The 25,646-nt window shown below is 60.1% G+C and carries 25 protein-coding genes; 11 read left to right on the forward strand and 14 right to left on the reverse strand.

What is annotated here, in order from left to right; all coding sequences use genetic code 11:
* Positions 1–160 precede the first annotated feature (160 nt).
* Positions 161–1,429, forward strand: coding sequence for an Hsp70 family protein (locus NMB39_RS25890; protein WP_057023398.1), 1,269 nt, complete (start codon positions 161–163; stop codon positions 1,427–1,429).
* Positions 1,430–1,899: 470 nt separating this feature from the next.
* Entirely contained in the window at positions 1,900–2,169 is a 270-nt protein-coding gene (locus tag NMB39_RS25895; RefSeq protein WP_059398419.1) for a hypothetical protein, read from the forward strand.
* Positions 2,170–2,211: 42 nt separating this feature from the next.
* Here NMB39_RS25895 and NMB39_RS25900 read toward each other — a convergent pair whose 3' ends face one another.
* The 3 genes from NMB39_RS25900 to NMB39_RS25910 all read right to left on the reverse strand — a co-directional run bounded on the left by NMB39_RS25900 (position 2,212) and on the right by NMB39_RS25910 (position 4,589).
* Positions 2,212–3,225, reverse strand: a complete 1,014-nt coding sequence (locus tag NMB39_RS25900) for an AI-2E family transporter (RefSeq protein WP_046070680.1) — start codon at positions 3,223–3,225, stop codon at positions 2,212–2,214.
* Between the two features lie 204 nt (positions 3,226–3,429).
* Positions 3,430–3,729 carry a PsiF family protein gene (locus tag NMB39_RS25905; protein WP_005784310.1) on the reverse strand — a complete coding sequence of 100 codons (300 nt, stop codon included), beginning with the start codon at positions 3,727–3,729 and terminating at the stop codon, positions 3,430–3,432.
* A 71-nt stretch (positions 3,730–3,800) separates the two neighbouring features.
* Positions 3,801–4,589: an AraC family transcriptional regulator gene (locus NMB39_RS25910; protein ID WP_057023400.1), complete on the reverse strand. Its 789-nt coding sequence runs from the start codon at positions 4,587–4,589 to the stop codon at positions 3,801–3,803.
* A gap of 96 nt (positions 4,590–4,685) precedes the next feature.
* On the opposite strand from NMB39_RS25910, the gene NMB39_RS25915 reads away from it, so the two are divergent.
* Positions 4,686–5,576 carry a DMT family transporter gene (locus NMB39_RS25915; protein WP_306956940.1) on the forward strand — a complete coding sequence of 297 codons (891 nt, stop codon included), beginning with the start codon at positions 4,686–4,688 and terminating at the stop codon, positions 5,574–5,576.
* Between the two features lie 97 nt (positions 5,577–5,673).
* The gene (locus tag NMB39_RS25920) at positions 5,674–6,204 is read left to right on the forward strand and encodes a ferritin-like domain-containing protein (protein WP_005784304.1); all 531 of its coding nucleotides are present in this window, start codon (positions 5,674–5,676) and stop codon (positions 6,202–6,204) included.
* A 132-nt stretch (positions 6,205–6,336) separates the two neighbouring features.
* Here the strand turns inward: NMB39_RS25920 and NMB39_RS25925 are convergent, their stop codons facing one another.
* Positions 6,337–8,403, reverse strand: coding sequence for an AsmA family protein (locus NMB39_RS25925; protein WP_494339882.1), 2,067 nt, complete (start codon positions 8,401–8,403; stop codon positions 6,337–6,339).
* A gap of 357 nt (positions 8,404–8,760) precedes the next feature.
* Here NMB39_RS25925 and NMB39_RS25930 point away from each other — a divergent pair, with 357 nt between their 5' ends.
* Both NMB39_RS25930 and NMB39_RS25935 read left to right on the forward strand, forming a co-directional pair.
* On the forward strand, positions 8,761–9,081 hold the full coding sequence (locus NMB39_RS25930) for a hypothetical protein (protein WP_046070675.1): 321 nt from the start codon (positions 8,761–8,763) through the stop codon (positions 9,079–9,081).
* Between the two features lie 151 nt (positions 9,082–9,232).
* Positions 9,233–9,865 (forward strand): TetR family transcriptional regulator, encoded by a 633-nt coding sequence (locus NMB39_RS25935; protein ID WP_046070674.1) that lies wholly within the window; start codon positions 9,233–9,235, stop codon positions 9,863–9,865.
* Positions 9,866–9,870: 5 nt separating this feature from the next.
* On the opposite strand, the gene NMB39_RS25940 is transcribed toward NMB39_RS25935, so the two are convergent.
* Positions 9,871–10,377, reverse strand: coding sequence for a C40 family peptidase (locus tag NMB39_RS25940; protein ID WP_306956939.1), 507 nt, complete (start codon positions 10,375–10,377; stop codon positions 9,871–9,873).
* A gap of 340 nt (positions 10,378–10,717) precedes the next feature.
* Here NMB39_RS25940 and ureE point away from each other — a divergent pair, with 340 nt between their 5' ends.
* The 5 genes from ureE to NMB39_RS25965 all read left to right on the forward strand — a co-directional run bounded on the left by ureE (position 10,718) and on the right by NMB39_RS25965 (position 14,347).
* A complete protein-coding gene (ureE, locus tag NMB39_RS25945) occupies positions 10,718–11,218 on the forward strand; it encodes an urease accessory protein UreE (protein ID WP_046070673.1) in 501 nt (166 codons plus the stop codon).
* Entirely contained in the window at positions 11,215–11,889 is a 675-nt protein-coding gene (locus tag NMB39_RS25950) for an urease accessory protein UreF (protein ID WP_057023404.1), read from the forward strand. Before ureE ends, NMB39_RS25950 begins: the two co-directional genes overlap by 4 nt.
* Positions 11,890–11,908: 19 nt before the next feature.
* Positions 11,909–12,523, forward strand: a complete 615-nt coding sequence (ureG, locus tag NMB39_RS25955; protein WP_012721947.1) for an urease accessory protein UreG — start codon at positions 11,909–11,911, stop codon at positions 12,521–12,523.
* Positions 12,524–12,545: 22 nt separating this feature from the next.
* Positions 12,546–13,118: a HupE/UreJ family protein gene (locus NMB39_RS25960; RefSeq protein WP_494339881.1), complete on the forward strand. Its 573-nt coding sequence runs from the start codon at positions 12,546–12,548 to the stop codon at positions 13,116–13,118.
* Positions 13,119–13,237: 119 nt separating this feature from the next.
* A complete protein-coding gene (locus NMB39_RS25965) occupies positions 13,238–14,347 on the forward strand; it encodes an AGE family epimerase/isomerase (protein ID WP_494339880.1) in 1,110 nt (369 codons plus the stop codon).
* Positions 14,348–14,466: 119 nt separating this feature from the next.
* Here NMB39_RS25965 and NMB39_RS25970 read toward each other — a convergent pair whose 3' ends face one another.
* The 9 genes from NMB39_RS25970 to amaB form a co-directional block, all read right to left on the reverse strand.
* On the reverse strand, positions 14,467–15,372 hold the full coding sequence (locus tag NMB39_RS25970) for a cation diffusion facilitator family transporter (protein ID WP_057023407.1): 906 nt from the start codon (positions 15,370–15,372) through the stop codon (positions 14,467–14,469).
* 166 nt (positions 15,373–15,538) lie between these two features.
* A complete protein-coding gene (locus tag NMB39_RS25975; protein WP_198719895.1) occupies positions 15,539–16,303 on the reverse strand; it encodes an SDR family oxidoreductase in 765 nt (254 codons plus the stop codon).
* A 780-nt stretch (positions 16,304–17,083) separates the two neighbouring features.
* On the reverse strand, positions 17,084–17,800 hold the full coding sequence (locus NMB39_RS25980) for an ABC transporter ATP-binding protein (RefSeq protein ID WP_046070667.1): 717 nt from the start codon (positions 17,798–17,800) through the stop codon (positions 17,084–17,086).
* Positions 17,797–18,672, reverse strand: a complete 876-nt coding sequence (locus NMB39_RS25985; RefSeq protein ID WP_124376052.1) for an ABC transporter ATP-binding protein — start codon at positions 18,670–18,672, stop codon at positions 17,797–17,799. Before NMB39_RS25985 ends, NMB39_RS25980 begins: the two co-directional genes overlap by 4 nt.
* Complete coding sequence (gene livM, locus NMB39_RS25990) at positions 18,669–19,946, reverse strand: high-affinity branched-chain amino acid ABC transporter permease LivM (RefSeq protein ID WP_057023409.1); 1,278 nt, start codon at positions 19,944–19,946, stop codon at positions 18,669–18,671. The genes NMB39_RS25985 and livM overlap by 4 nt, the downstream gene beginning before the upstream one ends.
* Before the next feature lie 2 nt (positions 19,947–19,948).
* Complete coding sequence (locus NMB39_RS25995) at positions 19,949–20,863, reverse strand: ABC transporter permease subunit (protein ID WP_003188099.1); 915 nt, start codon at positions 20,861–20,863, stop codon at positions 19,949–19,951.
* A gap of 201 nt (positions 20,864–21,064) precedes the next feature.
* Complete coding sequence (locus tag NMB39_RS26000) at positions 21,065–22,201, reverse strand: branched-chain amino acid ABC transporter substrate-binding protein (RefSeq protein WP_057023531.1); 1,137 nt, start codon at positions 22,199–22,201, stop codon at positions 21,065–21,067.
* A 374-nt stretch (positions 22,202–22,575) separates the two neighbouring features.
* Positions 22,576–23,859: an L-pipecolate oxidase gene (gene amaA, locus NMB39_RS26005; protein ID WP_494339879.1), complete on the reverse strand. Its 1,284-nt coding sequence runs from the start codon at positions 23,857–23,859 to the stop codon at positions 22,576–22,578.
* Positions 23,860–24,031: 172 nt separating this feature from the next.
* Positions 24,032–25,522, reverse strand: coding sequence for an L-piperidine-6-carboxylate dehydrogenase (gene amaB / locus NMB39_RS26010; RefSeq protein ID WP_057023411.1), 1,491 nt, complete (start codon positions 25,520–25,522; stop codon positions 24,032–24,034).
* Positions 25,523–25,646: the final 124 nt, after the last annotated feature.

Below are 25,646 nucleotides of genomic sequence, written 5' to 3' on the forward strand. Positions count from 1 at the left end.
GCCTGGGGGTACGTCAAAGTGTTATCGGCATCAGCCGTATGCACCAGATGTGGGGGCAAATCCCGCGCTTTCAAGCGTGATTTAACGGATAGTCGGCCTACGCAAGCGCCTGCGACTGACATACACTGCGCGGCCGTTTTTCAACCGGAACCCGATAGACATGAAAAACCCATCCCCAGCCCGTGCCTGCGGTATCGACTTCGGCACGTCCAACTCCACCGTCGGCTGGATCCGGCCCGGCGAGGAGACGCTTATCGCGCTGGAGGACGACAAGATCACCTTGCCGTCGGTGGTGTTCTTCAACTTCGAGGAGCGTCGCCCGGTGTATGGCCGCCTGGCCCTGCACGAATACCTGGAAAACTACGAAGGCCGGCTGATGCGCTCGCTCAAGAGCCTGCTGGGTTCCAAGCTGATCAAACATGACACCAGCGTATTGGGCACGGCCATGCCGTTTACCGACCTGCTGGCGCTGTTTATCGGCCAACTCAAGAGCCGCGCCGAGGCCACCGCCGGCCGTGAGTTCGAGGAAGTGGTACTGGGCCGCCCGGTGTTTTTCGTCGATGACGACCCCATGGCCGACCAGGAAGCCGAGAACACCCTGGTAGACGTGGCGCGCAAGATCGGCTTCAAGGACATCTCGTTCCAGTACGAACCGATTGCGGCAGCATTCGACTACGAGTCCACCATCGAGCAGGAAGAGCTTGTATTGATCGTCGACATCGGCGGCGGTACCTCCGACTTCTCCCTGGTGCGCCTGTCCCCGGACCGCCGTCACAACGACAACCGCCAGAGCGACATCCTCGCCACCGGCGGCGTGCACATCGGCGGTACCGACTTCGACAAGCAACTGTCCCTGGCCGGCATAATGCCGCTGTTCGGCTATGGCAGCCGCATGAAAAGCGGTGCCTACATGCCCACCAGCCACCACATGAACCTGGCTACCTGGCACACCATCAACTCGGTGTACTCGCAGAAATCCCAACTGGCCCTGGGCAGCATGCGCTACGACATCGAAGACACCGGCGGCATCGACCGCCTGTTCAAGCTGATCGAACAGCGCGCCGGGCACTGGCTGGCGATGGAAGTTGAAGAGACCAAGATCCAGCTGACCCACGAAGACAACCGCCATGTGCTGCTGGATCGGGTCGAGCCGGGGTTGAGCGTGGATTTGAGTCGCACCTTGTTCGAGTCGGCCATCGACGGCCTGCTCGAACGCGTGCGCAACAGCGTGACCCAGTTGCTGAATGATGCTTCGGTAGACGTGGCCCAGGTGGACACCGTGTTCTTTACCGGTGGTTCCAGCGGCATCCCGGCACTGCGCCACAGCATCTCGGCAATGCTGCCGAATGCGCGGCATGTGGAAGGCAATATCTTCGGCAGTATCGGCAGCGGTCTGGCGATTGAGGCCAGCAAGCGCTACGGCAGCTGACCTGCCCCAATCTCGCAGGCGCTGCAAACCCAATGTGGGAGGGGCGGTGCGACGATTCGACTTGCCCTCGATAGCGGCGGTTCAGCTACAGATAAGCTGACTGACATACCGCCATCGGGAGCAAGCCCCCTCCCACATTTTGGCCTGCGCGCACTCAATACCTTGTGCCACCACCGCCCTACCGGATGAATGTTGTAACCAACCTTGCACGATTTGCGTGATGACGCTTATAGTCCGGCCGTCGCCCTCATGGCGATCAGGTTTGGCGACCTGCATCCACGTTCAAAAATGCCTGCTTCGTTGGCAGGCATTTTTGTACCCGCAAAGCCGCATTATGGCGGCTGTGCGCGGGAGACCTTCGGGTCTGCCGGGCCCGTGGACCGGTTCGCCAACCTGCGTACAGCTGCCACCCAATTGTTTGGCGACAATCGAGTGGGAGCTCCTTCTTATTAGTCCACGGAGTTTCACTTATGAATCGCTACATCCCTTTGACTGGCAACGACTGCACCATCCCCGCTCTAATCATCGATACACAGGCACCTCTCGACGTCCTACACGAAGCCGCGGCGTACCGCATTCGCGCAGTGACGCAATTACTTGAAAATCTCGCATTCCGAGAAGAAATCAGCAGCGATGCCGTGGTGCTCCACGACTTTGCACAACTGCTGGCCATTCCCTTGCGGGATGGGTGTGATCTGATGGATGTAATTGGACGCAGACTAAGTCCGCAAGCGTCGTAAGCTAGAACGGGGCGGCTTTTCAGTCGCCCTGCCTGAAGATGGTCAAACCATCCCCCCCAACTTCAACTCACTTTTCAAGTACGCATAATAAATCGGCCCCGCCACCACTCCCGGCAAACCAAACGCCGCCTCAAACACCAGCATCGCCAACAACAACTCCCACGACTTGGCACTGATCTGCCCGCCAACGATGCGGGCGTTGAGGAAGTACTCGACCTTGTGAATCACAATCAGATACCCCAGCGCCGCCACCGCCACCCAGATCGACAGCGACAGCGCAACGATGGTGATCAGGGTGTTGGACATCAGGTTGCCGATCACCGGCAATAGGCCAAGCAGGAAGGTCAGCACGATCAGGGTTTTGGTCAGCGGCAGGTGGATGCCGCACAACGGCAGCACCACCGCGAGGAAGATCGCAGTGAAAGCGGTATTGAGCGCAGCGATCTTGATCTGGGCGAAGACGATGTTGCGAAACGCCTGGACCAGCAGGTGCAGACGATCAAACAACGCCGCAGCCAAAGGTTTGCGCTTGGTCAGGTCGGGCACGCGCTGCAGCGCAATGATCGCGCCGAGCACCATGCCGATCAGCAGCGTGACGAACATGTGGGCGGCATCTTTGCCAACCAGTTGCAGTTCGCTCAGGTGTTTGCTCAGCCAATCGCCGATGGCGACGCGGAACTCGGCGGCGCTGGCGGGCAGGTAGGCGTCGATAAACGGCGGCAATTGGCCGCGTGCGCGGTCGACCACGCCCATGAATTTGTCGAGGGACGCCCCGGGGTTTTCCGCTTCGTGGAGCAGGAAGCTGATGGCGCCGGCGAAGATCAGGGTCAGCACGCTGACGATCAGGGTGCCCAGCAAGGCCACCGCCAGCCAGCGCGCACGCCGGCCTTCGATCAGGCGTTGCAGTTGCGGGGTGAGCATGTTGACCAGTTCATAGACCAACAGGCCGGCCAGCAGGCTGGGCAGCAATTTGAGCGGCAGCACCAGCAGCAACCCGCCGAAAATGATGATGTAGCTGGACAGCAACAACACATGACGCTGAGAAAACGTTGGCATACAGCCTCAAAACGAACGGCGTTAAAGGATGGGCAGTCTGCCAGCCTTGCGGCAATCAAGCGAGGAGGTTGGTTGCGAATGCGATCAGTGTGGGAGGGGGCACCCCCGATTGCGTTATGTCAGTCAACTTATCTGTAGCTGACCTGCCGCTATCGGGAGCAAGCCCCCTCCCACATTTGCTTTGCGGCGCCTGCGAAATCGTGATTAACCTTTGAGGCAGGTGCTCATGAATGTTTTACGCGCATCGCCGGTCAATGCTTTGGTTTTAGCCGACGCATTGCAGTCTTTCATCTTCTGCTGCTGCGGCGTCAGGGTCTTGGCATCGTTGGCGGCAGGCGCCGACAGGCAGGTCTTCATGAAGGCCTTGCGGTCATCGCCTTTAAGGGTCTTGGTCGTGGCCTCGGCATTGCAGGTGGTCATCTTGTTCTGCTGGGCGGTAGCGGCAAAGCCCTGGGAACACAGCAGCAGGCCCATCATCAACAACGGAATACGCAGCATCTTCATGGAGTTTTCTCCCTGTTACCGTGCCGACGGGCACGGCCTACCTGCCAGTGTAGTCAAAACCTGTTACAACTTCAGCGACCACGTATATTCGAGCGCCGGTACTGCTCCGGCGTGCAGCCGGCGTGACGCTGGAACATGGCGATAAAGGCCGAAGCGGTGCTGTAGCCCAAGTCAAACGCCACGTGTTGCACGCTGCGTTCGCTGTCCAAGGCTTCGATGGCGGCCAGGTAGCGCAGGCGCTGGCGCCATTCGCCAAAGCTCATGCCCAGTTCGCGCACAAACTGGCGCGCCAGGGTGCGTTCGCTGACATGTACCTGTTCGGCCCATTGCACCAGCGGGCGATTGTCGCCGGGTTCAGCTTGCATGCCCTCCAGGACTCCCAGCAGTCCAGGATGGCGAGCGTAGGGAAGAAAGCCGTCGTGAATCGGCGCCTGTTTGAGCTGATCGACCAGCACCTGGGCCAGGCGAATATCGGCGTCGGTCTGCGGGATATTCACGTCACGCTGGGCAAAATCGCTGAGGATGGCTTTGAGAATATCGCTGATCGCCAGGGTGCACGGGGTTTGCGGCAGTTGCTCACAGAGCGCCGGCGCCAAGCCCACCGAGCGATACACGATCGCCTGGGCGTTATAGGAGCTGTGCTCGGTATCCGGTGGGATCCATACCGCGTACTGCGGCGGCGACATAAAACGGTTGCCGGCGACCTCCATGCGCATCACGCCATTGGCCGAATAGTCCAGGGAGCCCCAGCCATGCCGGTGCGGGGTGCACTCGGTATCCGGGGCGAACTCGCAGTAGCGGAAGTACGCAGGGCTTGGGAGGCTGGCGAAATCCGCGAGGCGTACGGTATGTCTGGGCATGTTGTCTGGATTCAGAGGTCGGTTGTCTGGTTCGCAGTATAGGCTTCGATCCAGACAGAGGATAATCCCGCCTCGTCAACACACTGGATTCTTTCGATGCAATACGCGTATCCGCTGCTGGCCATCTTCATCTGGGCCGGCAACACCGTGATCAACAAACTTGCCGTGGGTTCGATCTTCCCGGCTGAAATAGGTTTTTACCGCTGGCTGCTAGCCGCGCTGCTGTTCACTCCGTTCATGCTCAAGCCGGTCGTTTCCAACTGGGCGCTCATCCGTCCGAACCTGGGCAAGATCTTCATCCTCGGCGTGCTGGGCATGGCGGTGTATCAAAGCCTGGCCTATTACGCGGCCACGCTGACCAGCGCCACCAATATGGGCATCATCCTGTCGCTGATGCCACTGATGGCCCTGACTGCCGCCATCATCAGCCTGGGCCAACGCCTGACCTATGGCGCGCTGACCGGCGCAGTGCTGTCATTCGCCGGCGTAGTCGTGGTGGTGTCGTCCGGCAGCCTGGCCGCGCTGCTGCAACACGGGGTCAACCTGGGCGACGGCATGATGCTCATCGCCACACTGGCCTACGCGGTCTACAGCACCCTGCTGAAGAAATGGCAACTGCGCCTGCCGCCGTTGGTGCTGCTGTATTTACAAGTACTGGTAGCGGTGGTGGTGCTGTTCCCGCTGTATCTGTTCTCGGCCAAGGCGGGATTGGGCTGGGCGAATATTCCGCTGGTGCTGTACGCCTGCCTGCTGGCTTCGATGCTGGCGCCACTGGCGTGGATGCACTCGGTGAAGACGCTTGGGCCGAGCCGTACCACGCTGTTCTTCAATCTGCTGCCGTTGATTACCGCGCTGATTGCAGCGGTGGTGCTCAAGGAAGAGTTGGCGCTGTATCACTTGGTGGGCGGCTTGCTGACCTTGGGTGGGGTGATTCTGTCGGAGCGCTGGACCACGCCGGTCAGAGCCACTCATGACACATCCTGTTAAATCCGATAAAACTTTTCGCCTGGCCCGGGACTCACAACCTATAGCGATCACGCCGGCAGAGCGTGGCGTAAAACCGGATTAGCCCCAGGAGATTGAAATGACTGAAGCACACTTGACTGACATTGCGACCCTGCGCAGCCGCGCCCGCCAGAATGTCGAAAACGGGGCCGTGACCGAAGGCTACGACGCCGACCGTCAGGAGATCATCCGCCTGCTCAACGAGTCGCTGGCCACCGAGCTGGTCTGCGTATTGCGCTATAAGCGTCACTACTTCATGGCCAACGGCCTGAAAGCCAGTGTCGCCGCCGATGAGTTCCTCGAGCATGCCACCCAGGAAGCCGAGCACGCCGATAAACTGGCCGAGCGCATTGTGCAACTGGGCGGCGAGCCGGAGTTCAACCCTGACCTGCTGTCGAAGAACTCCCACGCCCAGTACGTGGCGGGCAATTCACTCAAAGAGATGGTCTACGAGGATTTGGTGGCCGAGCGTATCGCGGTGGACAGCTACCGTGAAATCATCCAGTACATCGGTGATAAGGATCCGACCACCCGCCGTATCTTCGAAGACATCCTGGCCCAGGAAGAAGAACACGCCGATGACATGGCGGATATTCTGCAGGACCTGTAATCAGCAACACAGCAGTCCCCCTGTGGGAGGGAGCTTGCTCCCGATAGCGGAGTGTCAGTCGAATTAGATATTGACTGAACCACTGCTATCGGGGGCAAGCCCCCTCCCACATTTGGTTTCAGGTGTAGTCAGTTATTTCACGGTTTTCGGCGCTCTGCCCTCTTTCATCTGTTGCAGCAAAGGCCCGCACTGATTCGGCTCATCGCCGCTCGGTGCCACCAGCGCCAGCAACCCGGCAGCCGGGCCGGCAATAACGCCCAGGGCCACCATGCCGGCGCCGCGCAGGGCCAGGGGAATGGCTTTCACGCCAGCATTGGGCTTGATAAACGGCCCATTGACGTACAGCGGCGAGCGCAGCGAAAACAAGCGAAAGCCCTTGGACTCCGGCGTGATGGTCAGGTCCAACTGCTCCGTGGCCATGTTCGCGGTGCCATCGATGTAGATGATGGCGTTCTCGGTATCGAACACAAACAACCGCGTGGTCGCCAACCCCGTCTTGATGCCGAAGTCCGCCGCCGCGCAGTTGATCTTCACTTCCTTGTCGCCGAACAGGCGGCCCACCACGTAGTTGCCCACATTGAGCCCGGCGATTTCCATCAGGCCTCGGCTGATGGCGCCGTCGTTGATCAGCATCTTCAGGTCACCGTTGGAGGTGCCCAGCAGCGCGGCCACGGAATTACCACGCCCGGATATATCGGCGTCGCCGTTGAGTTCACCGAAGCTGGTTTTCATCGGTTCAAAGCTGGGGAACAACTGCTTGAGCTTGAAGTTACGCGCCGTCAGCTTGGCGCGGCCTTCCATCGGCGTGGTGCGGCCGTTCAGGCGAATCTGCGCATCGAGCTTGCCACCGGCCACGCCGAAGCGCAGCGGTTCCAGACTCAGTTGGCCGTCGTTGAGCACCAGGTGGGTATAGAGGTCGGTGAAGGGCAGATCGGCACTGTGCACGATGCGCTTGCCGGTGAACTCCACGTCGGCATCCATGGCACTCCAGCGCTCGGTGCGGAACTCTTCCACCGGCAACACCTTGGTCGCCGGTTGCTTGCTCTCCCCACCTCGAGCCTTTTGCTTGGCATTGGAATCAGCGCCGATCAAGGGCGCCAGGTCATCCATGAGTAACTGGTTGGACACCAGCGCGCCGCTGAGCTTGGGCCGCGGCTGGCTGGCGACATAGGCCAGGTCGCCGTGGATATCGCTGTTGCCGATCTTGCCATTGAATTTTTCGTAGCGGAATGAGGCGCCGCTGGCTTCATGCAGCTTGGCGATCAGGTGGCCATCGGTGGAGTAGGCCGGCGAGTCCGGCAGGGTGACGCCGGTCAGCGGGTACAGGTTGCCCAGGCTGCTGCCCGAGAGTTTCAGGCGCAGGTCCAGGGCGCCGAGGTTCAGCGGGTCGGTCAGGGTGCCGGCCAGGGCGATGCTGGTGTCGGCGACTTTCACCTGGGCTTGCAGAGGGAACGGTTTGGCCGCGTCCTGCAAGGCCAGAAGGCCGCCGATCTTGCCGGTGCCGGCGAGCTGCTGGCCGTGGTATTGGCCTTTGACCTTGAGGCCGAACGCGTAGTCCTGGGGTGCCGAGCCTTTTTTCAAGGCCTTCTTCGCATCGGCATCGCCGACGATTTCGCCGAACGGAATCGGTTTTCCCAATGGATCGATGATCACATCGAGCTGGGTCCTGAGGGTTTGATCGTCGAGGGTCACATGACCCTTGTCGAAGCCGATGGCGCCAATGTCCACCACCCAGTTGGAGGGTTCTGCGTCGGGATCCTTTGGATCGAACTTGAAGGTCCAGTTGGCACGGCCGTCGGCCAGGCGCTGCAACTGGGCACTCGGTTCGGTGAGGTCGATGCGCGGGATCACCACGCGCTGCACCAGCAAGGCCAGGGGCGAAATACGCAGCTCGACCTTCTTGAGCGTGACCATCTGCGGTTGTTTCGACCAGTCGGGGTTGCCCAGGGTCAGGTCTTCGGCAATCACATGGGGCCACGGCACCCAGGCGCGCCAGCCGCCCTCATCGGGCTCACGCTGCCACACCACCGCGAGGTTGCCGTTGATGGCGAACGGGCGATGCAGTTCTTCGGAGACCTTGGCATTGAGTGGCGGTTTGATGCGATTCCAGTCGAAGAACACCAGGATCAGGACCACGATGGCAATTAACAGAACGAAGCTGGCGCAGCTCCAAGCGACGATTTTACGAGTGCGCGTCATTGCACAGGACTCCTGAATACGACTGGCAGAGCTACCCCTCTAGAGCAGCCTATAAGACTACGACTGGCAAACCGCCCGGGGGTTTAACCCGACGCGTAATTTAGTCGCAAAAAGCCACTTTCCTGATCGAACGGACAGATTTCGATCATCACCGGCGCACCATTGTTACCCAGGTTCGTGTCGAAAATACCCACCTCGGTGCAAAACCGCGTGCTTGAGAGGCTCGATCTAGAGCCTTTGCAGGGAACAATCAATTCTGTTGATTATTACCATTGTGTTTATGAACTTTTATATCGACTTATCAAGAGTAGCATTAGCCCTGTACCCACTTTAACGCCCTCCCGAGGAGCAACCACCATGAAACGTCAATTACTCGCTACTGTCCTGTTATCTGTCCTGGCTTCCAGCGCTTTTGCCCTGCCAGCTGCCGAACAGGCCACCCCACAAAATAAAGCCCAATCCGTGCAAACCAGCCAGACCGTGGCCCGCAGCGGTTCGCAAGAAGACGAAAACCGTGACTATGCCAAAGGTGCCGTGGCTGAAAATGGCTACAACCGTCTGCAAGAAAAAGGCTTGGTAGAAGGCGGTGCTGAACAAGCCAACAAACGCGCCTACACCGAAGGCGTTGCTGAAGGCGGTGCCGACCGTCTGCAAGAACTGCATCAAGCACAGAGCTAAGCCCGTGATGGCCCAGAAAAAAGCCCGATCCGCCGATCGGGCTTTTGCTTTTATATAGACCGCGTCACGCCTCGCCCCCGCCAAGTTCGACGCCGACAAAGCGCTTTTGCTAGAGTGCGTCGCTGTACTCGCCGACAAAGCCCATTCGCTCATGCTGCCCCGTGCCGAACAGAAGCAACAGACCCGCCTCGCCTTGATGGACGCAGCCCGCCATCTGATGGAGTGTGGCCGTGGGTTTGGCAGCCTGAGCCTGCGCGAAGTGGCCAAGACCGCCGGTATCGTGCCCACCGGCTTCTATCGCCATTTTGCCGACATGGACCAGTTGGGGCTGGTCTTGGTCAGCGAAGTCGGCCAGACCTTCCGCGCCACGATTCGCCTGGTGCGCCATAACGAGTTCGTGATGGGTGGCATTATCGATGCTTCCGTACGGATCTTTCTCGATGTCGTCTCGGCCAACCGCTCACAATTCCTGTTCCTGGCCCGTGAACAGTACGGCGGTTGCCTGGCGGTACGCCAAGCCATCGCGGCCCTGCGCGAAGACATCACCCGCGACCTGGCGGCCGACCTGACGCTGATGCCGAAGTTGCAGCACCTGGACCCAGAGGGTTTGCATGTAATGGCCGACCTGATCGTCAAAAGTGTGTTCGCCACCCTGCCCGACATCATCGACCCACCGGCCCATGCCTTGCCGCCCCACCTCACGCCCCAGGCGAAAATAACCCAGCAACTGCGCTTTATCTTTATCGGCCTCAAGCATTGGCAGGGGCTGGGCAGCACCGAATAAGCCGGTCAGCCCGCCGTGTGGAATCGCTTGGCAGTGGTGTAGTTTTTATTCCAATAGCTGTTGCTCAGTGAATCGATACGGATCTTTTTGCCGGTGCGCGGCGAATGGATGAATTTGCCTTCACCGATATACAGGCCGACATGGCTGACCTGGCCGCGCCCGTTGCCTTTGAAAAATACTGCATCTCCAGGCTTCAAGGCATTGCGCTTGATAGTCGCCGCCGAGGACCGGTGCATGGCCGCGGTGGTGCGGGGTATCAGCACGTTGGCTTCGGTCTTGAACAGATACACCAGGAAGCTGCTGCAATCGAAGCCTTGCTCCGCCGACGTGCCGCCCCATTTGTAAGGCGTGCCCAACAACTCATGGGCGCGATCGATCACGCCATCGATGGACGCAGGCTTGATGGCCTGCAGGGAAGTACCGAGAGTCGCGCGTGGTTGAAAACTGGCCGAGGCCGATGAAATGACAAAGGCCAGGCTGGCAAGGCATACGCATAAAATTGATCTAAACATGATGAACGTCGCGGTGGAATTAAACACGGCGCACAGCCTAAATAAGCCGAGAGTAATGTCATGAACGCCAAATCCTGATAGCACGTAGGACAAATCCGAAAAAACACCAACAAGAAAATGATGAAAGAAACTTCATCAAAGTCCGCACCGACTTAAACGTAAAACGCCCCTCACCGGTGCTATAAATCCCGTCACGCACCAAATCGATACACTTGGAGAACTCCCTGATGCCCTATTGGGCAGCATGCCCATGCCTACCTACAGGGAATTCCTACTCAATCTGCGGATTGGCAAGCCCCTTGCTCTAGCTCATCCATCGCTCATAGCTGGAAGCCTCCTGATGCTGGTGATACACCGTCGAATCGCCCCCCAAGCCCTCTGGGCCGCTGAGTTGCTGCTGAACTTCGAAGCCCGCAGCAAAAGCCGCCTGCGCTGTTTCAGTGCCGAGGGTGAAGACGTCGGCCTGTTTCTGGAGCGTGGTCAGCCGCCGCTGCACGATGGCGAATTCCTACAAGCCGAAGACGGACGTGTCGTACGCGTTCGCGCCAGACCTGAACAGCTGCTGCACGTCACTTGCCGCAATGCGTTTGAATTGACCCGCGCTGCCTACCACCTGGGTAACCGCCATGTGGCCCTGCAGGTCGGCGACGGCTGGCTGCGCCTGCTCGATGACTACGTGCTCAAGGCCATGCTTGAACAGCTGGGTGCCGACGCGCAGACCATCGAGGCGCCGTTCCAGCCGGAACATGGGGCCTACGGCGGTGGCCATCATCATTCGCGGCATGGCGACGAAGACTTCAACTACGCGCCCAAGCTGCATCAGTTTGGCGTGCGCGCATGAACCCAGCCTGGGCGCTGTTGCGCCTGGCCAGTCCGCAATTGCCGATTGGCGGCTACAGCTATTCCCAGGGCCTGGAAATGGCGGTGGACAATGGTCGCGTGCAGGATGCCGCGAGCGCTCGGCGCTGGATCAGTGATCAGTTGCTGCTCAACCTGGCGCGCTTCGAGGCACCGCTGCTGCTCGCCCATTGTCGCGCCGCCGCCGAGCAGGATTGGCCGCAGTTGGCACAGCTGTGTGAAGAACACCGTGCCAGCCGCGAGACCCGCGAGCTGTATCAGGAGAGCCGGCAAATGGGCTATTCCCTGCAACAACTGCTCACTGGCTTGCCGGAACTGGACAGCGCCGCCCGTGAGTTCCTCGCACAACGCGGCGAACCGCACTTGGCCCTCGGCTGGGCCCTGGCCGCCCGCGCCTGGAATATCAGCCCCGAGGACGCCCTCGCCGCCTGGCTGTGGAGCTGGCTGGAAAACCAACTGGCGGTGTTGATGAAAACCCTGCCCCTCGGCCAGCAAGCCGCACAACGCCTGACCAGCGAACTGTTGCCGCTGCTGCAACAAGCCCAGCAAAACGCCGAGCGCATCGACCCCAAGCATTTGGGCAGCGCCGCCTTTGGCCTGTCCCTGGCGTGCATGGCCCACGAGCGTCAATACAGCCGCCTGTTCCGTTCCTAGTTTTTTTGGAGAATCAGATATGAACACCCAACCCCTGCGCGTCGGCATCGGCGGCCCGGTGGGCTCCGGCAAGACCGCCCTGACCCTCGCCCTGTGCCTGGCCCTGCGTGATCGCTACAACCTGGCGGTGGTCACCAACGACATCTACACCCGCGAAGACGCCGACTTCCTGGTGCGCAACCAGGCCCTGGCGCCCGAGCGCATCATCGGCGTGGAAACCGGTGGTTGCCCGCACACGGCGATTCGCGAAGACGCCTCGATCAACCTGGAGGCCGTCGACCAGCTCAACCGCCGCTTCCCGGGCCTGGACCTGATCCTGGTGGAGTCCGGCGGTGACAACCTGTCGGCCACTTTCAGCCCGGAACTGTCGGACCTGACCATCTATGTGATCGATGTGTCCGCCGGCGACAAGCTGCCACGCAAGGGCGGGCCCGGAATTTGCAAATCCGACCTGCTGGTGATCAACAAGATCGACCTGGCCCCGCTGGTGGGCGCCTCGCTGGAATTGATGAACAGCGACACCCAGCGCATGCGCAACGGTAAGCCCTTTGTGTTCAGCAACCAGAAAACCGGGGTCGGCCTTGAAGAAATCGTCGCCTTTATCGAACGCCAGGGCCTGCTGACCGCCGCCTGATCAACCTATAAGGAACCTGTCCATGAGCCTCAACAAACTCTTCGCCGCGGCCACGCTGCTGCTCGCCCCTGCCCTGGCCTTCGCCCATCCAGGCCACGGCGACAATGGCCTGGTGGCCGGCATCAGCCACCCGCTGGGTGGCCTCGATCACTTGCTGGCCATGGTAGCGGTCGGTCTATGGGCGGCGCAGCAAAAAGGCAACGCACGCTGGGCGCTGCCTTGTGCCTTCGTGGGCACCATGTTGATTGGCGGCGTGCTGGGTTTTGAAGGGCTGCAATTGCCGGCGCTGGAAAGCGGGATTGCGGCGTCGGTGCTGGCGTTGGGCCTGGCTGTAGCATTGGCAGTGCGGCCGCCGCTTTTTGTGGCCGTGGGTGCCACGGCGTTGTTTGCGTTGTTCCATGGTGTAGCCCATGGTTTGGAATTGCCGGACATGACCAGCCCTTGGGCGTATGCCGCTGGGTTTGTGGGGGCGACTGCGGTGTTGCATGCCGCAGGTTATGCGGTGGTGCGCTTTCTGCCGGTTGCGGCGGCGCCCTTGGTGCGAGTGGTCGGGGCGGCTTCGGCGGCGACAGGGGTTTGGCTATTGGCGGGCTGATTTGCGGCGCTGCTGAGGGCCTCATCGGGGGCAAGCCCCCGATAGCGCTGGTGCAGACACCACAGTTGCCAAGCCTGCTACCATGCGCGCCTACACCCCTGCCGTGACGACGCCAGCCAATGCTCAGCGATTCCCCCCCTTCCTTGAACACCGTGCTCACGCACTTCCACAACCTGATCGTACCCCTGTGGCAAGGCCCGGGCTGGAATGCCGACCTGGCACTGCCCTTCGAGGCGCTGGATGCCGATCACCAGCCGCTGCCCCCGCAACGCTACCGCGCCATGGCCTGCGCCCGGCAGTTGTACCTGTTCGCCAGCCTGATCGGTGAGCCCGGCGCGGCCTTTGCCGAAGAGCGTGCGGCGGCGCTGTTCCGCTCCCTGCAGCGGCACTTCCACGATGCCGAGCACGGCGGCTGGTTCTACAGCATCGACCCCGCCGGCCAACCGCTGGATAAACGCAAAGACCTCTACACCCACGCCTTCATCATCTTTGCCTGTGCCCATTACTGGGCCAAGGTGCGTGAACCGCTGGTGGAATCGGTGCTCAATGCCGCCCTGGAAGTCGTCGCCCAGCGCTTTGCCACGGGCGATGGCCTGTATGAGGCAGTGCTGGAGCGTAACTGGGCCTCGCTGGGTTCAGGGCCATTGCAGAACCCGTTGATGCACCTGGCCGAAGGCTTCCTTGCGACTCTCGCAGTGCGTGAGGATGCCGACGTACAGGCGGCCCTGCTGGCGTTGGCGACGGCCATGCAGCAACGCTTCATCGACCGCGAGCATGGCGTGATGATGGAAAAACCGCTGGGGGCTGTGGATAACTGGTTTGAGCCAGGGCACCAGTTCGAATGGTTCTTTTTGCTGGAATCGTCAGAGGTGCTGCGCGACACGCCGCTGCATGCGTCACTGACACGGGCGTTTGCCTATGCCGAAGAAATGGGTGTGGATAAATCGAGCGGTGCGGTCAGTGGCATGCTTGCGCTGGATGGCACGGTGCGCGACGGCACCCAACGTATCTGGGCCCAGGCCGAGTACTTGCGTGCGCTGACGTTGCGACCAGGCAGTGAGGCGGTGCTGCAGCGCCAATTGCTGGCGCTGCAAGAGCATTTTCTGCATGCCAAGGGCTGGCATGAATGCCTGGATGCCCAGGGCACCGTGAGCCGACGGGATATGCCTTCTACCACCCCTTATCATTTGGCGACTTGCTACCAGGGTTTGATCAAGCAGTTTGGGTGACCTTCAGGGCCTCATCGGGGGCAAGCCCCCTCCCACCTTTGTCCGCGTTTTCATGTGGGAACCCGGTCTAATGTGGGAGGGGGCTTGCTCCCGATGGCCTCAACTCGGTCTGACTGACCTCACGCAATCCACTTGCGGTCGCCCGTAAAACTGATCGTCAGCCAACGCGCCGCATCCGGCGTGCCCAGCCCTGTGGATATCTCTTCACGCAGCCCGTCGAGGGTGGCGACGTTATCCAATGGGTAATCCGCCGGCAACACCACATGAATCTCGATAAACCGCGCCCGACCGTGCTTCTGCACGTAGGACACGTAATCGTCGAAACCGTGCTTGGCCTGCGCCCCGTCCATTACTTCGCGCACTTTGTCGTCCAGGTGGTCCGGGGCGATTCCCAATACCTCGCGCAACGCCGGGCGCAGGATCTTGAACGCCGGCGCCAGCATGCTCAGGGCCAGCAGGATCAGGATCAACGGGTCGACATACACCGCCCACTCGCCATAGCCCTGGGACTTGAGCAACAGCGCGGCAAGGAAGCTGATCAGCAAGCCCACCGAGAGCATCGCGTCCACCAGCCAACTGATGTTGTCGAACTGGATCAGCGATGATTTGAGCCTGCGGTTGCGGTAGCGCACATAGAAGAAGTAGGCGAACTCCACGACGGTAAACACCGCCGCATAAATGATCACCAACCCCAACTCGATCTCGCGCCCACCATTGATAATGCCGAACACACCATTGAGGAACGCGTAGATGGCGATCAACAGCAGGAAACTGCCTTCGATCAACAGCACCATCGGCTCCAGGTGCCAATAGCCGAACTGGAAGCGCTCGTTGCTTTTCTTGGCGATCAGCTTGGCCGTGATCAGCATCAACACCTTGATGGCAGTGGCGATCAGCGAGAAAAAGCCGTCGAACAGAATGGATTGGGCGCCGGATATCACACCCGTGACAATCCCGGCGATCGCCACAGCGAACATCAGGATCGTCGATTGTTTGAGCAGTGCCTGCTCACCTCGGTTACTCACATTTCCTCCTGTCAAAACCTTTAAACCGCACAGCGCGGAGGGTTTTCAGGCGCGGAGTGTACCTTATGTCCTGTTTTGGCCGATTTGACGCCATCGGGGGCAAGCCCCCTCCCACACTTATGTGGGAGGGGGCTTGCCCCCGATGCAGGCGACGCGGTCTAAAGCCCTATTTGGCCCCACGCTCAATCGCAAACCCAGCCCAGGTCTGGCTCACCGGCATCAGCTCCAAGCGGTTGATATTCACGTGCGCCGGCGTGTTCATCACCCAGAAAATCGTATCGGCAATATCCTGCGGCTGAATCGGCTCGGCACCTGCGTAGGTGGCGTCATAACGTGCCTGGTCGCCGCCAAATCGCACCAGCGAGAACTCGCTCTCACACAGGCCCGGCTCGATATTGGTCACGCGCACGCCGGTGCCTTGCAGGTCGCAACGCAGATTCAACGAGAATTGCTTCACGAACGCCTTGGAGCCACCATACACATGGCTGCCCGGGTACGGATAGTTACCTGCGATGGAACCCAAATTGATGATCCCGGCGCCACGACCATGGGCGATCAGGCGCGGCAGCAACAGATTGGTGGTGGTCAGCAGGCCTTTGATATTAGTGTCGACCATGGTTTCCCAATCGTCGAGGTTGCATTTGGGCGCAGGGTCAGTGCCAACGGCCAGGCCGGCGTTGTTGATCAGCCCACGCAGCTTGGCGAACGACGGCGGCAGGTTGGCAATGGCGTCTTCCATGCCCTTGCGGTCACGCACATCCACCACCAGGCCATGCACTTCGGTCTGCTTGGAAAGCTCTTCAACCAGTGCATTCAAGCGCTCGGCACGGCGACCGGTGAGCACCAGTTTCCAGCCGGCTTCGGCAAAACGACGGGCACAGGCTTCGCCGAAACCTGAAGTGGCGCCAGTGATAAATAGCGTGTCGGACATGGTGTTCTCCTTGCGGGCATCGGGGAAAAAAGCAGCCAGCAGAATGCCCTTACGCCGCCCTTGCGGCAACCGCTATGCACACACCTTCGTGCACGACTGATCATTTTTTGACCGCCTCGAGCAGAGCCTTATAAACCGTGGCTTGCAGCCATATGCGCGCAGGTTATCCACAACTGCGCCCACAGTCTTTGGGGGCAAGTACAAACTGCTCGAAGCCGCTGTGTACAAGGCTTTCAGGCGGGTCTGGAAAGTTTTTTGCTTGACCTGGATGCAAGCGTATGTAGCCGCTGACATATGCGGAAAACCATAACGATGGCTCCAGGCCAGTCATTCCGGCCCCTTCGGGGGTCTTTCCAGAGTTTAGTCACAGACTTATCCACAGCCTGGACCGACATATTCCTGTCATATACCTGTGTCTTTAAACAGGTTGACAAAACCCTCGGGCGGCCGCAAAAAAGCGACTGATCAAAAAACAACCACAAGGCTGTAAGCCACGTAGTTAAAGGCTTTCAGCTAGCTACTCCCACGTTACCCACAGCCGGTTCCACAGTGGATGGGGACAAGTCAAAACTGTGACAAAACAGGGATTTGCGGCGGCTATATGTCGCGCTTTGGAGGGTGGCTGGATTTGTTTTCCACAATTTGGGGAAAGGCCTGATGGACCCCACAATCAAATGTGGGAGGGGGCTTGCTCCCGATAGCGATTTGTCAGTCAGCACTTCTTAAACTGACACACCGCTATCGGGAGCAAGCCCCCTCCCACAGGGTACTGAGTACCAGTTAGTGACCGCCTAAGTAAGCGTTGCGAACTTCCTCATTCACCAGCAGTTCTTTGCCGGTGCCCGTCAGGCGAATCTCGCCATTGACCATCACATACGCCCGATCCGATAACCGCAGCGCATGGTTGGCGTTCTGCTCCACCAGGAAGATGGTCATCCCGGTGGAGGCCAGTTCACGCAGGGTTGAGAAGATCTGCTTCACCACAATCGGCGCCAATCCCAGGCTCGGCTCATCCAGCAGCAACAGCTTGGGCCTACTCATCAATGCACGGGCGATGGCGAGCATTTGCTGCTCGCCACCAGACATGGTCATGGCCCGCTGGTTGCGCCGCTCCTTGAGCCGTGGGAACAGCTCGAACATGCGTTGCATGTCCTCGCCGGCAAACTTGTCGCCAATGGGGATGGTGCCCATCAGCAGGTTTTCCTCGACGGTCATGTCGGGGAACACCCGCCGCCCTTCCGGCGACTGCGCAATGCCGTTGGAAGCGATGTAGTGGGACGACTTGTGGGTAATGTCGACGCCGTTATACAGAATCTGCCCCGACTCGGCCCGAGGCTGGCCGAAGATCGACATCAGCAGCGTGGATTTACCCGCGCCGTTGGAGCCGATCAGGCTGACGGTTTCGCCTTCGTTGATGTACAGCGAGACTTTTTTCAGGGCCTGGATAGGGCCGTAATACACGTCCAGGTCCTTCATTTCGAGGATAGGCGCACTCATACCAGCTCCTCTTCGTCCGCGCCCAGGTAGGCGGCAATCACTTTCGGGTCGTTGCGGATCGCCTCCGGGCCGCCTTCGGCGATCACGTTGCCGTGGTCCAGTACCACGATGTGGTCGGAAATACTCATCACCATGCCCATGTCGTGTTCGATCAGCACCACCGTGAGGTCGTGTTCGTCGCGCAACAGGCGAATCATCGCGCTGAGGGCTTCGGTTTCCTGGGGATTGAGGCCCGCAGCGGGCTCGTCCAGGCAGATGATCTGCGGCCGCGTGCACATGGCGCGAGCGATTTCCAGGCGGCGCTGCTGGCCGTAGGAGAGCTCGCCGGCCAGGCGGTTGGCACAGTCCACCAGGTCGACCACTTCCAGCCAGTAGAAGGCATGGTCGAGGGCATCGCTTTCGGCCTTGCGGTAGCCCTTGGTGTTGAGGATGCCGGCGAGCATGTTGCGGTTGACCCACATGTGCTGGGCCACCAGCAGGTTTTCCAGTACTGACATTTCCTTGAACAGGCGAATGTTCTGGAAGGTCCGCGCCAGGCCGGCGCGGTTTACCAAGTGGGTGCCGCCGAACATCTTGTAGTACACGCGGCTGAAAAAGCTTTTCGGCGATACGAAGTCCACCGCCTTGAAGCGCTCGCCGAGCAGCTGGATCACGTTGGTCTGCTGGCCACGCACGTTGAGTTCGATCTTGCCGCCGCTGGCCTTGTAGAAGCCGGTGAGGCAGTTGAACACCGTGGTCTTGCCGGCGCCGTTGGGGCCGATCAGGGCGAAGATCGAGTTGCGTTCGACCTTGAGGCTCACATCGCTCAAGGCCTTGATGCCACCGAAGTGCATCATCAGGTGTTCCACAGAGAGCACGACTTCCTTGCTCATGGCGCGACTCCTTTACGTGGGGTGACACCGGTACGGCTGATTCGAATCAAGCCACGCGGTCGCCAGATCATCATCACCACCATCAGCACGCCAAACAGCAGGACGCGGTACTCGGAGAAGCTGCGCAGCAGTTCAGGCGCCACGGTCAGCACGAACGCCGCAATCACCACGCCGACCGTCGAGCCCATGCCGCCTAGCACCACAATGGCGAGGATCAATGCCGACTCGAAGAAGGTAAACGACGACGGGTTGACGAAGCCCTGGTAGCTGGCAAAAAACACCCCGGCCAACCCGGCGGTGGATGCGCCGATGGTGAACGCCGAGAGCTTGACCAGCACGTGGTTCAAGCCCATGGAACGGCAGGCAATTTCATCTTCGCGCAAGGCTTCCCAGGCGCGGCCCACCGGCATGCGGGTCAAGCGATGCTTGATGTACAGCACCGCCAGCACCACCAGGAACAGCACGATGTAGATAAACAGGAATTTAATGTTGGGGTTGTAGTCGATGCCGAAGAACTCATGGAACGGGACCCCGCCCTCCTTTGCCCTGCGCCCGAATTCAAGCCCGAGAAAAGTCGGCGATGGCACCGGCATACCATTGGGCCCACCGGTAAACGACAGCCAGTTATTGAGCACCAGGCGAATGATTTCGCCAAACCCCAGGGTCACGATGGCCAGGTAGTCACCGTGCATTCGTAGCACCGGGAAGCCGAGTATGCACCCCGCCAATGCCGCCGCAATGGCCGCCAGTGGCAGCACCGTCCAGAATCCCAGGCCGAGGTATTGATAACCCAGCGCCAGGCCATAGGCACCGATGGCGTAGAACGCCACGTAACCCAGGTCGAGCAAGCCGGCCAGGCCCACCACGATGTTCAGGCCCAGGCCAAGCAACACGTAGATCAGCCCGAGAATCACCACGGTCAGCAGGTATTTGTTGGCGAAGATCGGAAACACGATAGCGATCACGATCAGCGCCGGGATGATCCAGCGCAGCCGCGACTTGTAATCCGGCGCCAGCACATGCACGCCCGAGCCGCTGCTTTCGAAGCCCTGCAGGATCTTCACGCCCTTGGGGGTTTGCAGGAACAGGCTCAAGGCAAAACGCCCAGCCATGACGATGGCGACCAACGTGGCAACACGCAGCGGCTCCAGGTTGAAGCTATAGCCGTCGAGCACTACGCCGACGATCGGGCCGAACACGATCAGCGAAATCAGCCCGGCGAGGACCGTATCGACCACACTTTTCTTGATATCGATAGATTTGGCAGCAGACATGTTTACACCTTCGCCACAAGTGGGCGACCAAGCAGGCCCTGGGGACGGAAAATCAGAATCACCACCAGCAGGGAGAAACTGAACACGTCTTTGTAGTCAGAGTTGATCAACCCCGAGAACAACGACTCGGAGATACCGAGGATGATCCCGCCGAGCATCGCCCCAGGCAGGGAGCCGATGCCGCCGAGTACCGCTGCGGTAAATGCCTTGATGCCGATGATGAAGCCGGCGTAGAAGTCGAAGGTGCCGTAGTTGAGCGTGATGAGCACACCGGCCAGGGCAGCCATGGCAGCACCGATGACAAACACGTAGGAGATCACGCGGTCGGTGTTGATGCCCAGGATCGAGGCCATCTTGCGGTCTTGCTGGGTGGCACGGCACATGCGGCCGAGCTTGGTGTATTTGATGATGTAGGTGAGCAAAGCCATGCCGGCGAACGCCGCCACGAGGATGAACACTTTGGTGTAGGTCAGTTGCACGAAGCCAGTGCCGATATCGACGCGCCAGGCGCCGGCCAGCAGGGTCGGGATGCCTTGTTGCTTGGCGCCCTGGGCGATCTGGGCGTAGTTCTGCAGGATCAGTGAGATACCGATGGCGCTGATCAGCGGAGCCAGTCGGGTGGAGTTACGCAACGGTTTATAGGCGACACGCTCAATGACCCAACCATAAACGCCGGTGACGACCACGGTGAAGATCAAGGTGCCGAGAATGAGCAGCGGGAAGGATTCGATGCCGAAGTAAGCCAGCAGTGCCAGACTGATCGCCGCGAGGTAAGCGGAAATCATATAAACCTCGCCGTGGGCGAAGTTGATCATGCCAATGATGCCATAGACCATTGTGTAGCCGATGGCGATCAGGCCATAGACCGACCCGAGGGTCAGGCCGTTGACCAGTTGCTGCAGGAAAATACCATCCATAACGCAATCTCACGCGGTGAGCACCTGCACACCAGTGGGTGTGCGGCGCTTCTGGAGGAAAAAACAGATCTCAATAACAACGCCACTCTCCTGTGGGAGGGGGCTTGCTCCCGATTGCGGTGGGTCAGTCATGCATGTATTGGCTGACACTGCGCTATCGGGAGCAAGCCCCCTCCCACATTGGTACTGTGGTGCTCAGGCTTACTTCTGCTTTTCCAACTGATGGTATTTGCCGTCCTTGTCCCACTGGTAAACCACGTAGTCAGAGACTTTCAGGTCGCCCTTGGTATCCCAGGCTTTCTCGCCCATCACGGTTTTAACCGGGTTGGCCTTGAGCCACTTGGCAGCGTCTTCACCCTTGTTGGACTTGGCACCGTTAAAGCCGGCAGCCAGGGCCTGGATCGAGGCGTAGGCGTACAGGGTGTAGCCTTCCGGCTCGGTGCCGTTTTTGCGGAACTCCTCTACCACCGCCTTGCTGTCCGGCAGCAGGCGCGGGTCGGCGCCGAAGGTCATGTACACGCCATCGACGTACTGCGCGCCACCGGCAGTCGCCACCAGTTCGTCGGTCACCACGCCGTCATCGGACATGAACTTGACGTCTTTCAAACCGGCTTCACGGATCTGGCGCACCAACGGGCCGGCTTCCGGATGCAAGCCGCCGAAATACACGACATCGGCGCCCAGGGAACGGATCTTGGTAACCAGGGCGCTGAAGTCTTTCTCGCCACGGGTCAGGCCCTCTTCCAGCACCGGCTTGACGCCACGCTTGGTCAACTGCGCAGCGGTAGCGTCGGCCAGGCCCTTGCCATAGGTGTCCTTGTCGTTGATCACCGCGACCTTCTTGCCCTTGAGCACGTCGACGATGTAGTCGCCGGCGACGATGCCTTGCTGGTCGTCACGCCCGCACATGCGGAACATGGCGCTCAGGCCGCGCTCGGTGACTTGGGGGTTGGTGGAACCTGGGGTGATGGCAATGATGCCGGCTTCGTCGTAGACCTCGGATGCCGGAATAGTGTTCGAGGAGCAGAAGTGCCCGACCACGCCGATGACTTTGTCCTGGTCCGCGAGGCGGTTTGCCACGGCCACGGCTTGCTTGGGTTCGCAGGCGTCATCGCCGGCAATCAGCTTGATCTGCTCGCCGTTGATGCCGCCGGCCTTGTTGATAACGTCGGCTGCCGCCTGGGCACCCTTCATGTACTGCTCACCGAAAGCGGCGTTGGCACCCGTCATCGGGCCCGCCACACCAATCTTCACATCGGCTTGAACAAACGTAGAAACACCCAGCGCCGCTGCAACGGCGAGGGCCAGAAAACCTTTCTTGTAAAACGTCTGGGACATGAGTGGTGCTCCGATATTTTTGATTTTTGGCACGACAACTTGCATTCAAACTTTTCACCGAAAGCTCAGAGCAAGCCGCGTGCCATTACGTTTTTATTCTTCAAAAAGACACGGTGTCATTGTTATTACAGGCGTTTCGACGCGTTTTGCCAGGACGTGCAACCGTCTAGCACCGACAGGTGCAACCAGACAGCCAAAAAAGTACAACCTCGATAGGTCGCACCTGCAACCAGAGGGATAAACGACAGTTCCTACACCTGTAACAATGCGCGTAACGGAACTGCACATTTACAGTGCGTGATTGCTACGACTTGCACCAATACAGATGGGTAGCCTGCTAAGAAAATGCAGGCTTCTGACAGGTATTTCGCTGATCAGATCACGATCCTCAGGCATTGCCCGGCGTGATACAGCGAGAATCCAGCTTCATACAAGCAGCTGCGCAGGCTTGCCCCGGTCAAGGATTGCATGGGCGCAAACGGGATCGGCAGGGCCTGGGGATCCTGGTGACACAGATAGTCGGCAAACGCCTTGCCCACCACACTGCCGGTGGTCACGCCACGGCCGTTATAGCCGGTGACCGCCACCAGCCCTGGCGCCGGCTCGAACAGGCGCATCAGATGGTCTGGCGTGAAGGCGATGCAACCGGTCCAGGTGCATTCCCACTGCACCGATTTGAGGTAGGGGAAGTAGTGCTGCTGCACCCGATCAGCCCACGCCTTGAGGAACCAGGCTGGTTTCTGGTTGCCGTTGCCCAGGCTGCCAAGCAACAGGCGGCCATCGGCATCACGACGGATGCTACTCAATACCTGGCGCGTGTCCCATGAGCCCTGGCCGCCGGGAAGGATTTGCTGGGCGGCATCGTCGGTCAGCGGTGCCGACGCCACTTGGTAGTAATAGCCGGGGAAGAAATTGCGCCGCAACTCGGTCCATTCGCCTTCGGTATAGGCGTTGGAGGCGATCACCACCTGTGCGGCCTGCACCGCGCCCTCGGCGGTCTGCACTGACCAATCGGCACCTTGGCGCTCCAGCTGGGTGACCGGGGAATGGTCGAACAGCTGCCCGCCCAGCCCCACGGCGGCATTCGCCAAGCCCGTCGTGTAAGCCATGGGGTTCAAGGTGCCGGCGCGCCGATCCAGCAACGCGGCAGCGATTTTCTTGGTCCCCGTGGCTTGCTCGCATGCTTGCCCGGTCAGTAACTCAACCGGCGCACCACGGCGTTTCCACTGCTCTTCACGGCTGCGCAAATCCGCCTCGCCACGGGCATTGTGGGCCATGTGCAAAGTGCCCTCGCGGCGCAATTGGCAATCGATGCGGTACTTGTCGACCAGGCCGAACACCAGGGACGGCGCCGCGCCCAACATGCGATTGAGCTGGCTGCCCACCGCCGTACCGAAACCGGCTTCGATCTCGTCCGGTGGAATCCACATGCCGGCATTCACCAGCCCGACGTTGCGCCCCGAGCCACCATGGCCGGTGCGATGTGCTTCAAGCACGGCAACGCTTTTGCCCTGTTCCAGCAAATGTATGGCCGCCGACAAACCGGTGATGCCGGCGCCGATCACGCATACATCCACCTTGACCGCGCCCTTGAGCGCGGCACGATCCGGCCGGCCAGGGGTGAGGTGTTCCCATAAACATGTTTCGCGTAGTGCCATTGCCAGACTCCGATGAGACCTAACAGACAACAATCTTGATGTGTAAATGAGATCAACTGTGGGAGGGGGCTTGCTCCCGATGGTGGTAGTTCAGTTGGACATCTTTTGACTGACACACTGCCATCGGGGGCAAGCCCCCTCCCACATTTTGACCTCACTTGGACTTGAGGACTTAGTCGAACGTGATGCCCTGCGCCAACGGCAACTCCAGCGAATAGTTCACGGTATTGGTCTGCCGGCGCATATACCCGCGCCATGCATCCGACCCCGATTCACGCCCACCGCCGGTCTCTTTCTCGCCGCCAAACGCGCCACCAATCTCCGCGCCGCTCGGGCCGATGTTGACGTTGGCAATGCCGCAGTCGCTGCCCACGGCCGACATGAATTGTTCGGCTTCGCGCACATCGGTGGTGAAGATGCATGACGACAAGCCCTGGGGCACGGCGTTGTTCAAGCGCAAGGCTTCGGCGAAATCGGTGTAACCGACCACGTAGAGAATCGGCGCGAACGTCTCGGTACACACCACGTCGCTCTGCTCGGGCATCTCCACGATGGCCGGTGACACGTAATAGGCATTGGGGAATTGGTCTTGCAGCTGGCGCTTGCCGCCGAACACCTTGCCGCCTTCGCTCAAGGCTTGCTCAAGGGCATCCTGCATGTTGTCGAAGCCCTGCTTGTCGATCAGCGGGCCGATCAGGTTGCCTTCCAGCGGGTGGCCGATGCGCACCTTGGCGTAGGCGGCTTTGAGGCGAGTGACAATTTCGTCCTTGACCGACTCGTGGGCAATCAGGCGGCGCAGGGTGGTGCAGCGCTGGCCGGCAGTGCCGACGGCGCTGAACAGAATCGCGCGCACGGCCATGTCCAGGTCGGCGCTCGGGCCGAGGATCATGGCGTTGTTGCCGCCCAACTCGAGGATGCTGCGGGCGAAGCGGGCGGCGACTTTCGGCGCCACTTCGCGGCCCATGCGCGTGCTGCCGGTGGCACTGATCAGGGCGACGCGCGGGTCATCCACCAGCGCGGCGCCGGCGTCGCGACCGCCAATGATCACCTGGCTGAGGTACTCGGGGGCACCGTCGAATTTTTTCAGTACGCGCTCGAACAGTGCCTGGCAGGCCAGTGCGGTGAGCGGGGTCTTTTCCGAGGGTTTCCAGATCACCGCATTACCGCACACCAGGGCCAGGGTGGTATTCCACGCCCACACGGCCACCGGAAAGTTGAAGGCGCTGATCACGCCGACCACGCCCAGCGGGTGCCAGGTTTCACGCATATGGTGGCCGGGGCGCTCGGAGGCGATGGTCAAGCCATACAGCTGGCGCGACAGGCCGACGGCGAAGTCGCAGATGTCGATCATCTCCTGCACTTCGCCCAAGCCTTCCTGGGTAATCTTGCCGGCTTCCCATGACACCAGTTCGCCGAGGTCGGCCTTGTATTGGCGCAGCACGTCGCCAAACTGGCGTACCAGCTCGCCGCGTCGCGGCGCCGGCACCTTGCGCCAGGCCTCGAATGCATGCTCGGCGCGACTGACCTGTTGCTCCACCTCGGCGGCGCCTTCCCAGTGCACACTGCCGATCTGGCTACCATCGATCGGCGAATGCACGGGCTGCTTGCCCGATTGGTACAGCGCCGGGTTTACCCCGAGACGATCAAGCAATGCGGCAACCATGGGTCACTCCTTCAATCTCAAACAGAAAATTCGCGCCGCCACCGACACGGCGATCCAGAGCTTATTTGTAGCTGGCCCAAGACTTGCCAACAAACGACGATTAGGCGAGATATCATTCCGTTTA

This window comes from Pseudomonas sp. FBCC-B545 (assembly GCF_059134095.1).

Coding starts and splice junctions, on each gene's coding strand:
- NMB39_RS25890 (WP_057023398.1), top strand. CDS start 161: ATGAAAAACCCATCCCCAGCCCGTGCCTGCGGTATCGACTTCGGCACG.
- NMB39_RS25895 (WP_059398419.1), top strand. CDS start 1,900: ATGAATCGCTACATCCCTTTGACTGGCAACGACTGCACCATCCCCGCT.
- NMB39_RS25905 (WP_005784310.1), bottom strand. CDS start 3,729: ATGAAGATGCTGCGTATTCCGTTGTTGATGATGGGCCTGCTGCTGTGT.
- NMB39_RS25995 (WP_003188099.1), bottom strand. CDS start 20,863: ATGGATGGTATTTTCCTGCAGCAACTGGTCAACGGCCTGACCCTCGGG.
- NMB39_RS25980 (WP_046070667.1), bottom strand. CDS start 17,800: ATGAGTGCGCCTATCCTCGAAATGAAGGACCTGGACGTGTATTACGGC.
- NMB39_RS25930 (WP_046070675.1), top strand. CDS start 8,761: ATGAAACGTCAATTACTCGCTACTGTCCTGTTATCTGTCCTGGCTTCC.
- NMB39_RS25950 (WP_057023404.1), top strand. CDS start 11,215: ATGAACCCAGCCTGGGCGCTGTTGCGCCTGGCCAGTCCGCAATTGCCG.
- NMB39_RS25960 (WP_494339881.1), top strand. CDS start 12,546: ATGAGCCTCAACAAACTCTTCGCCGCGGCCACGCTGCTGCTCGCCCCT.
- NMB39_RS25920 (WP_005784304.1), top strand. CDS start 5,674: ATGACTGAAGCACACTTGACTGACATTGCGACCCTGCGCAGCCGCGCC.
- NMB39_RS25935 (WP_046070674.1), top strand. CDS start 9,233: ATGCTGCCCCGTGCCGAACAGAAGCAACAGACCCGCCTCGCCTTGATG.
- ureG (WP_012721947.1), top strand. CDS start 11,909: ATGAACACCCAACCCCTGCGCGTCGGCATCGGCGGCCCGGTGGGCTCC.
- NMB39_RS25940 (WP_306956939.1), bottom strand. CDS start 10,377: ATGTTTAGATCAATTTTATGCGTATGCCTTGCCAGCCTGGCCTTTGTC.
- NMB39_RS25915 (WP_306956940.1), top strand. CDS start 4,686: ATGCAATACGCGTATCCGCTGCTGGCCATCTTCATCTGGGCCGGCAAC.
- NMB39_RS25975 (WP_198719895.1), bottom strand. CDS start 16,303: ATGTCCGACACGCTATTTATCACTGGCGCCACTTCAGGTTTCGGCGAA.
- NMB39_RS25985 (WP_124376052.1), bottom strand. CDS start 18,672: ATGAGCAAGGAAGTCGTGCTCTCTGTGGAACACCTGATGATGCACTTC.
- amaA (WP_494339879.1), bottom strand. CDS start 23,859: ATGGCACTACGCGAAACATGTTTATGGGAACACCTCACCCCTGGCCGG.
- NMB39_RS25900 (WP_046070680.1), bottom strand. CDS start 3,225: ATGCCAACGTTTTCTCAGCGTCATGTGTTGTTGCTGTCCAGCTACATC.
- NMB39_RS25910 (WP_057023400.1), bottom strand. CDS start 4,589: ATGCCCAGACATACCGTACGCCTCGCGGATTTCGCCAGCCTCCCAAGC.
- ureE (WP_046070673.1), top strand. CDS start 10,718: ATGCTGGTGATACACCGTCGAATCGCCCCCCAAGCCCTCTGGGCCGCT.
- livM (WP_057023409.1), bottom strand. CDS start 19,946: ATGTCTGCTGCCAAATCTATCGATATCAAGAAAAGTGTGGTCGATACG.
- NMB39_RS26000 (WP_057023531.1), bottom strand. CDS start 22,201: ATGTCCCAGACGTTTTACAAGAAAGGTTTTCTGGCCCTCGCCGTTGCA.
- NMB39_RS25965 (WP_494339880.1), top strand. CDS start 13,238: ATGCTCAGCGATTCCCCCCCTTCCTTGAACACCGTGCTCACGCACTTC.
- amaB (WP_057023411.1), bottom strand. CDS start 25,522: ATGGTTGCCGCATTGCTTGATCGTCTCGGGGTAAACCCGGCGCTGTAC.
- NMB39_RS25925 (WP_494339882.1), bottom strand. CDS start 8,403: ATGACGCGCACTCGTAAAATCGTCGCTTGGAGCTGCGCCAGCTTCGTT.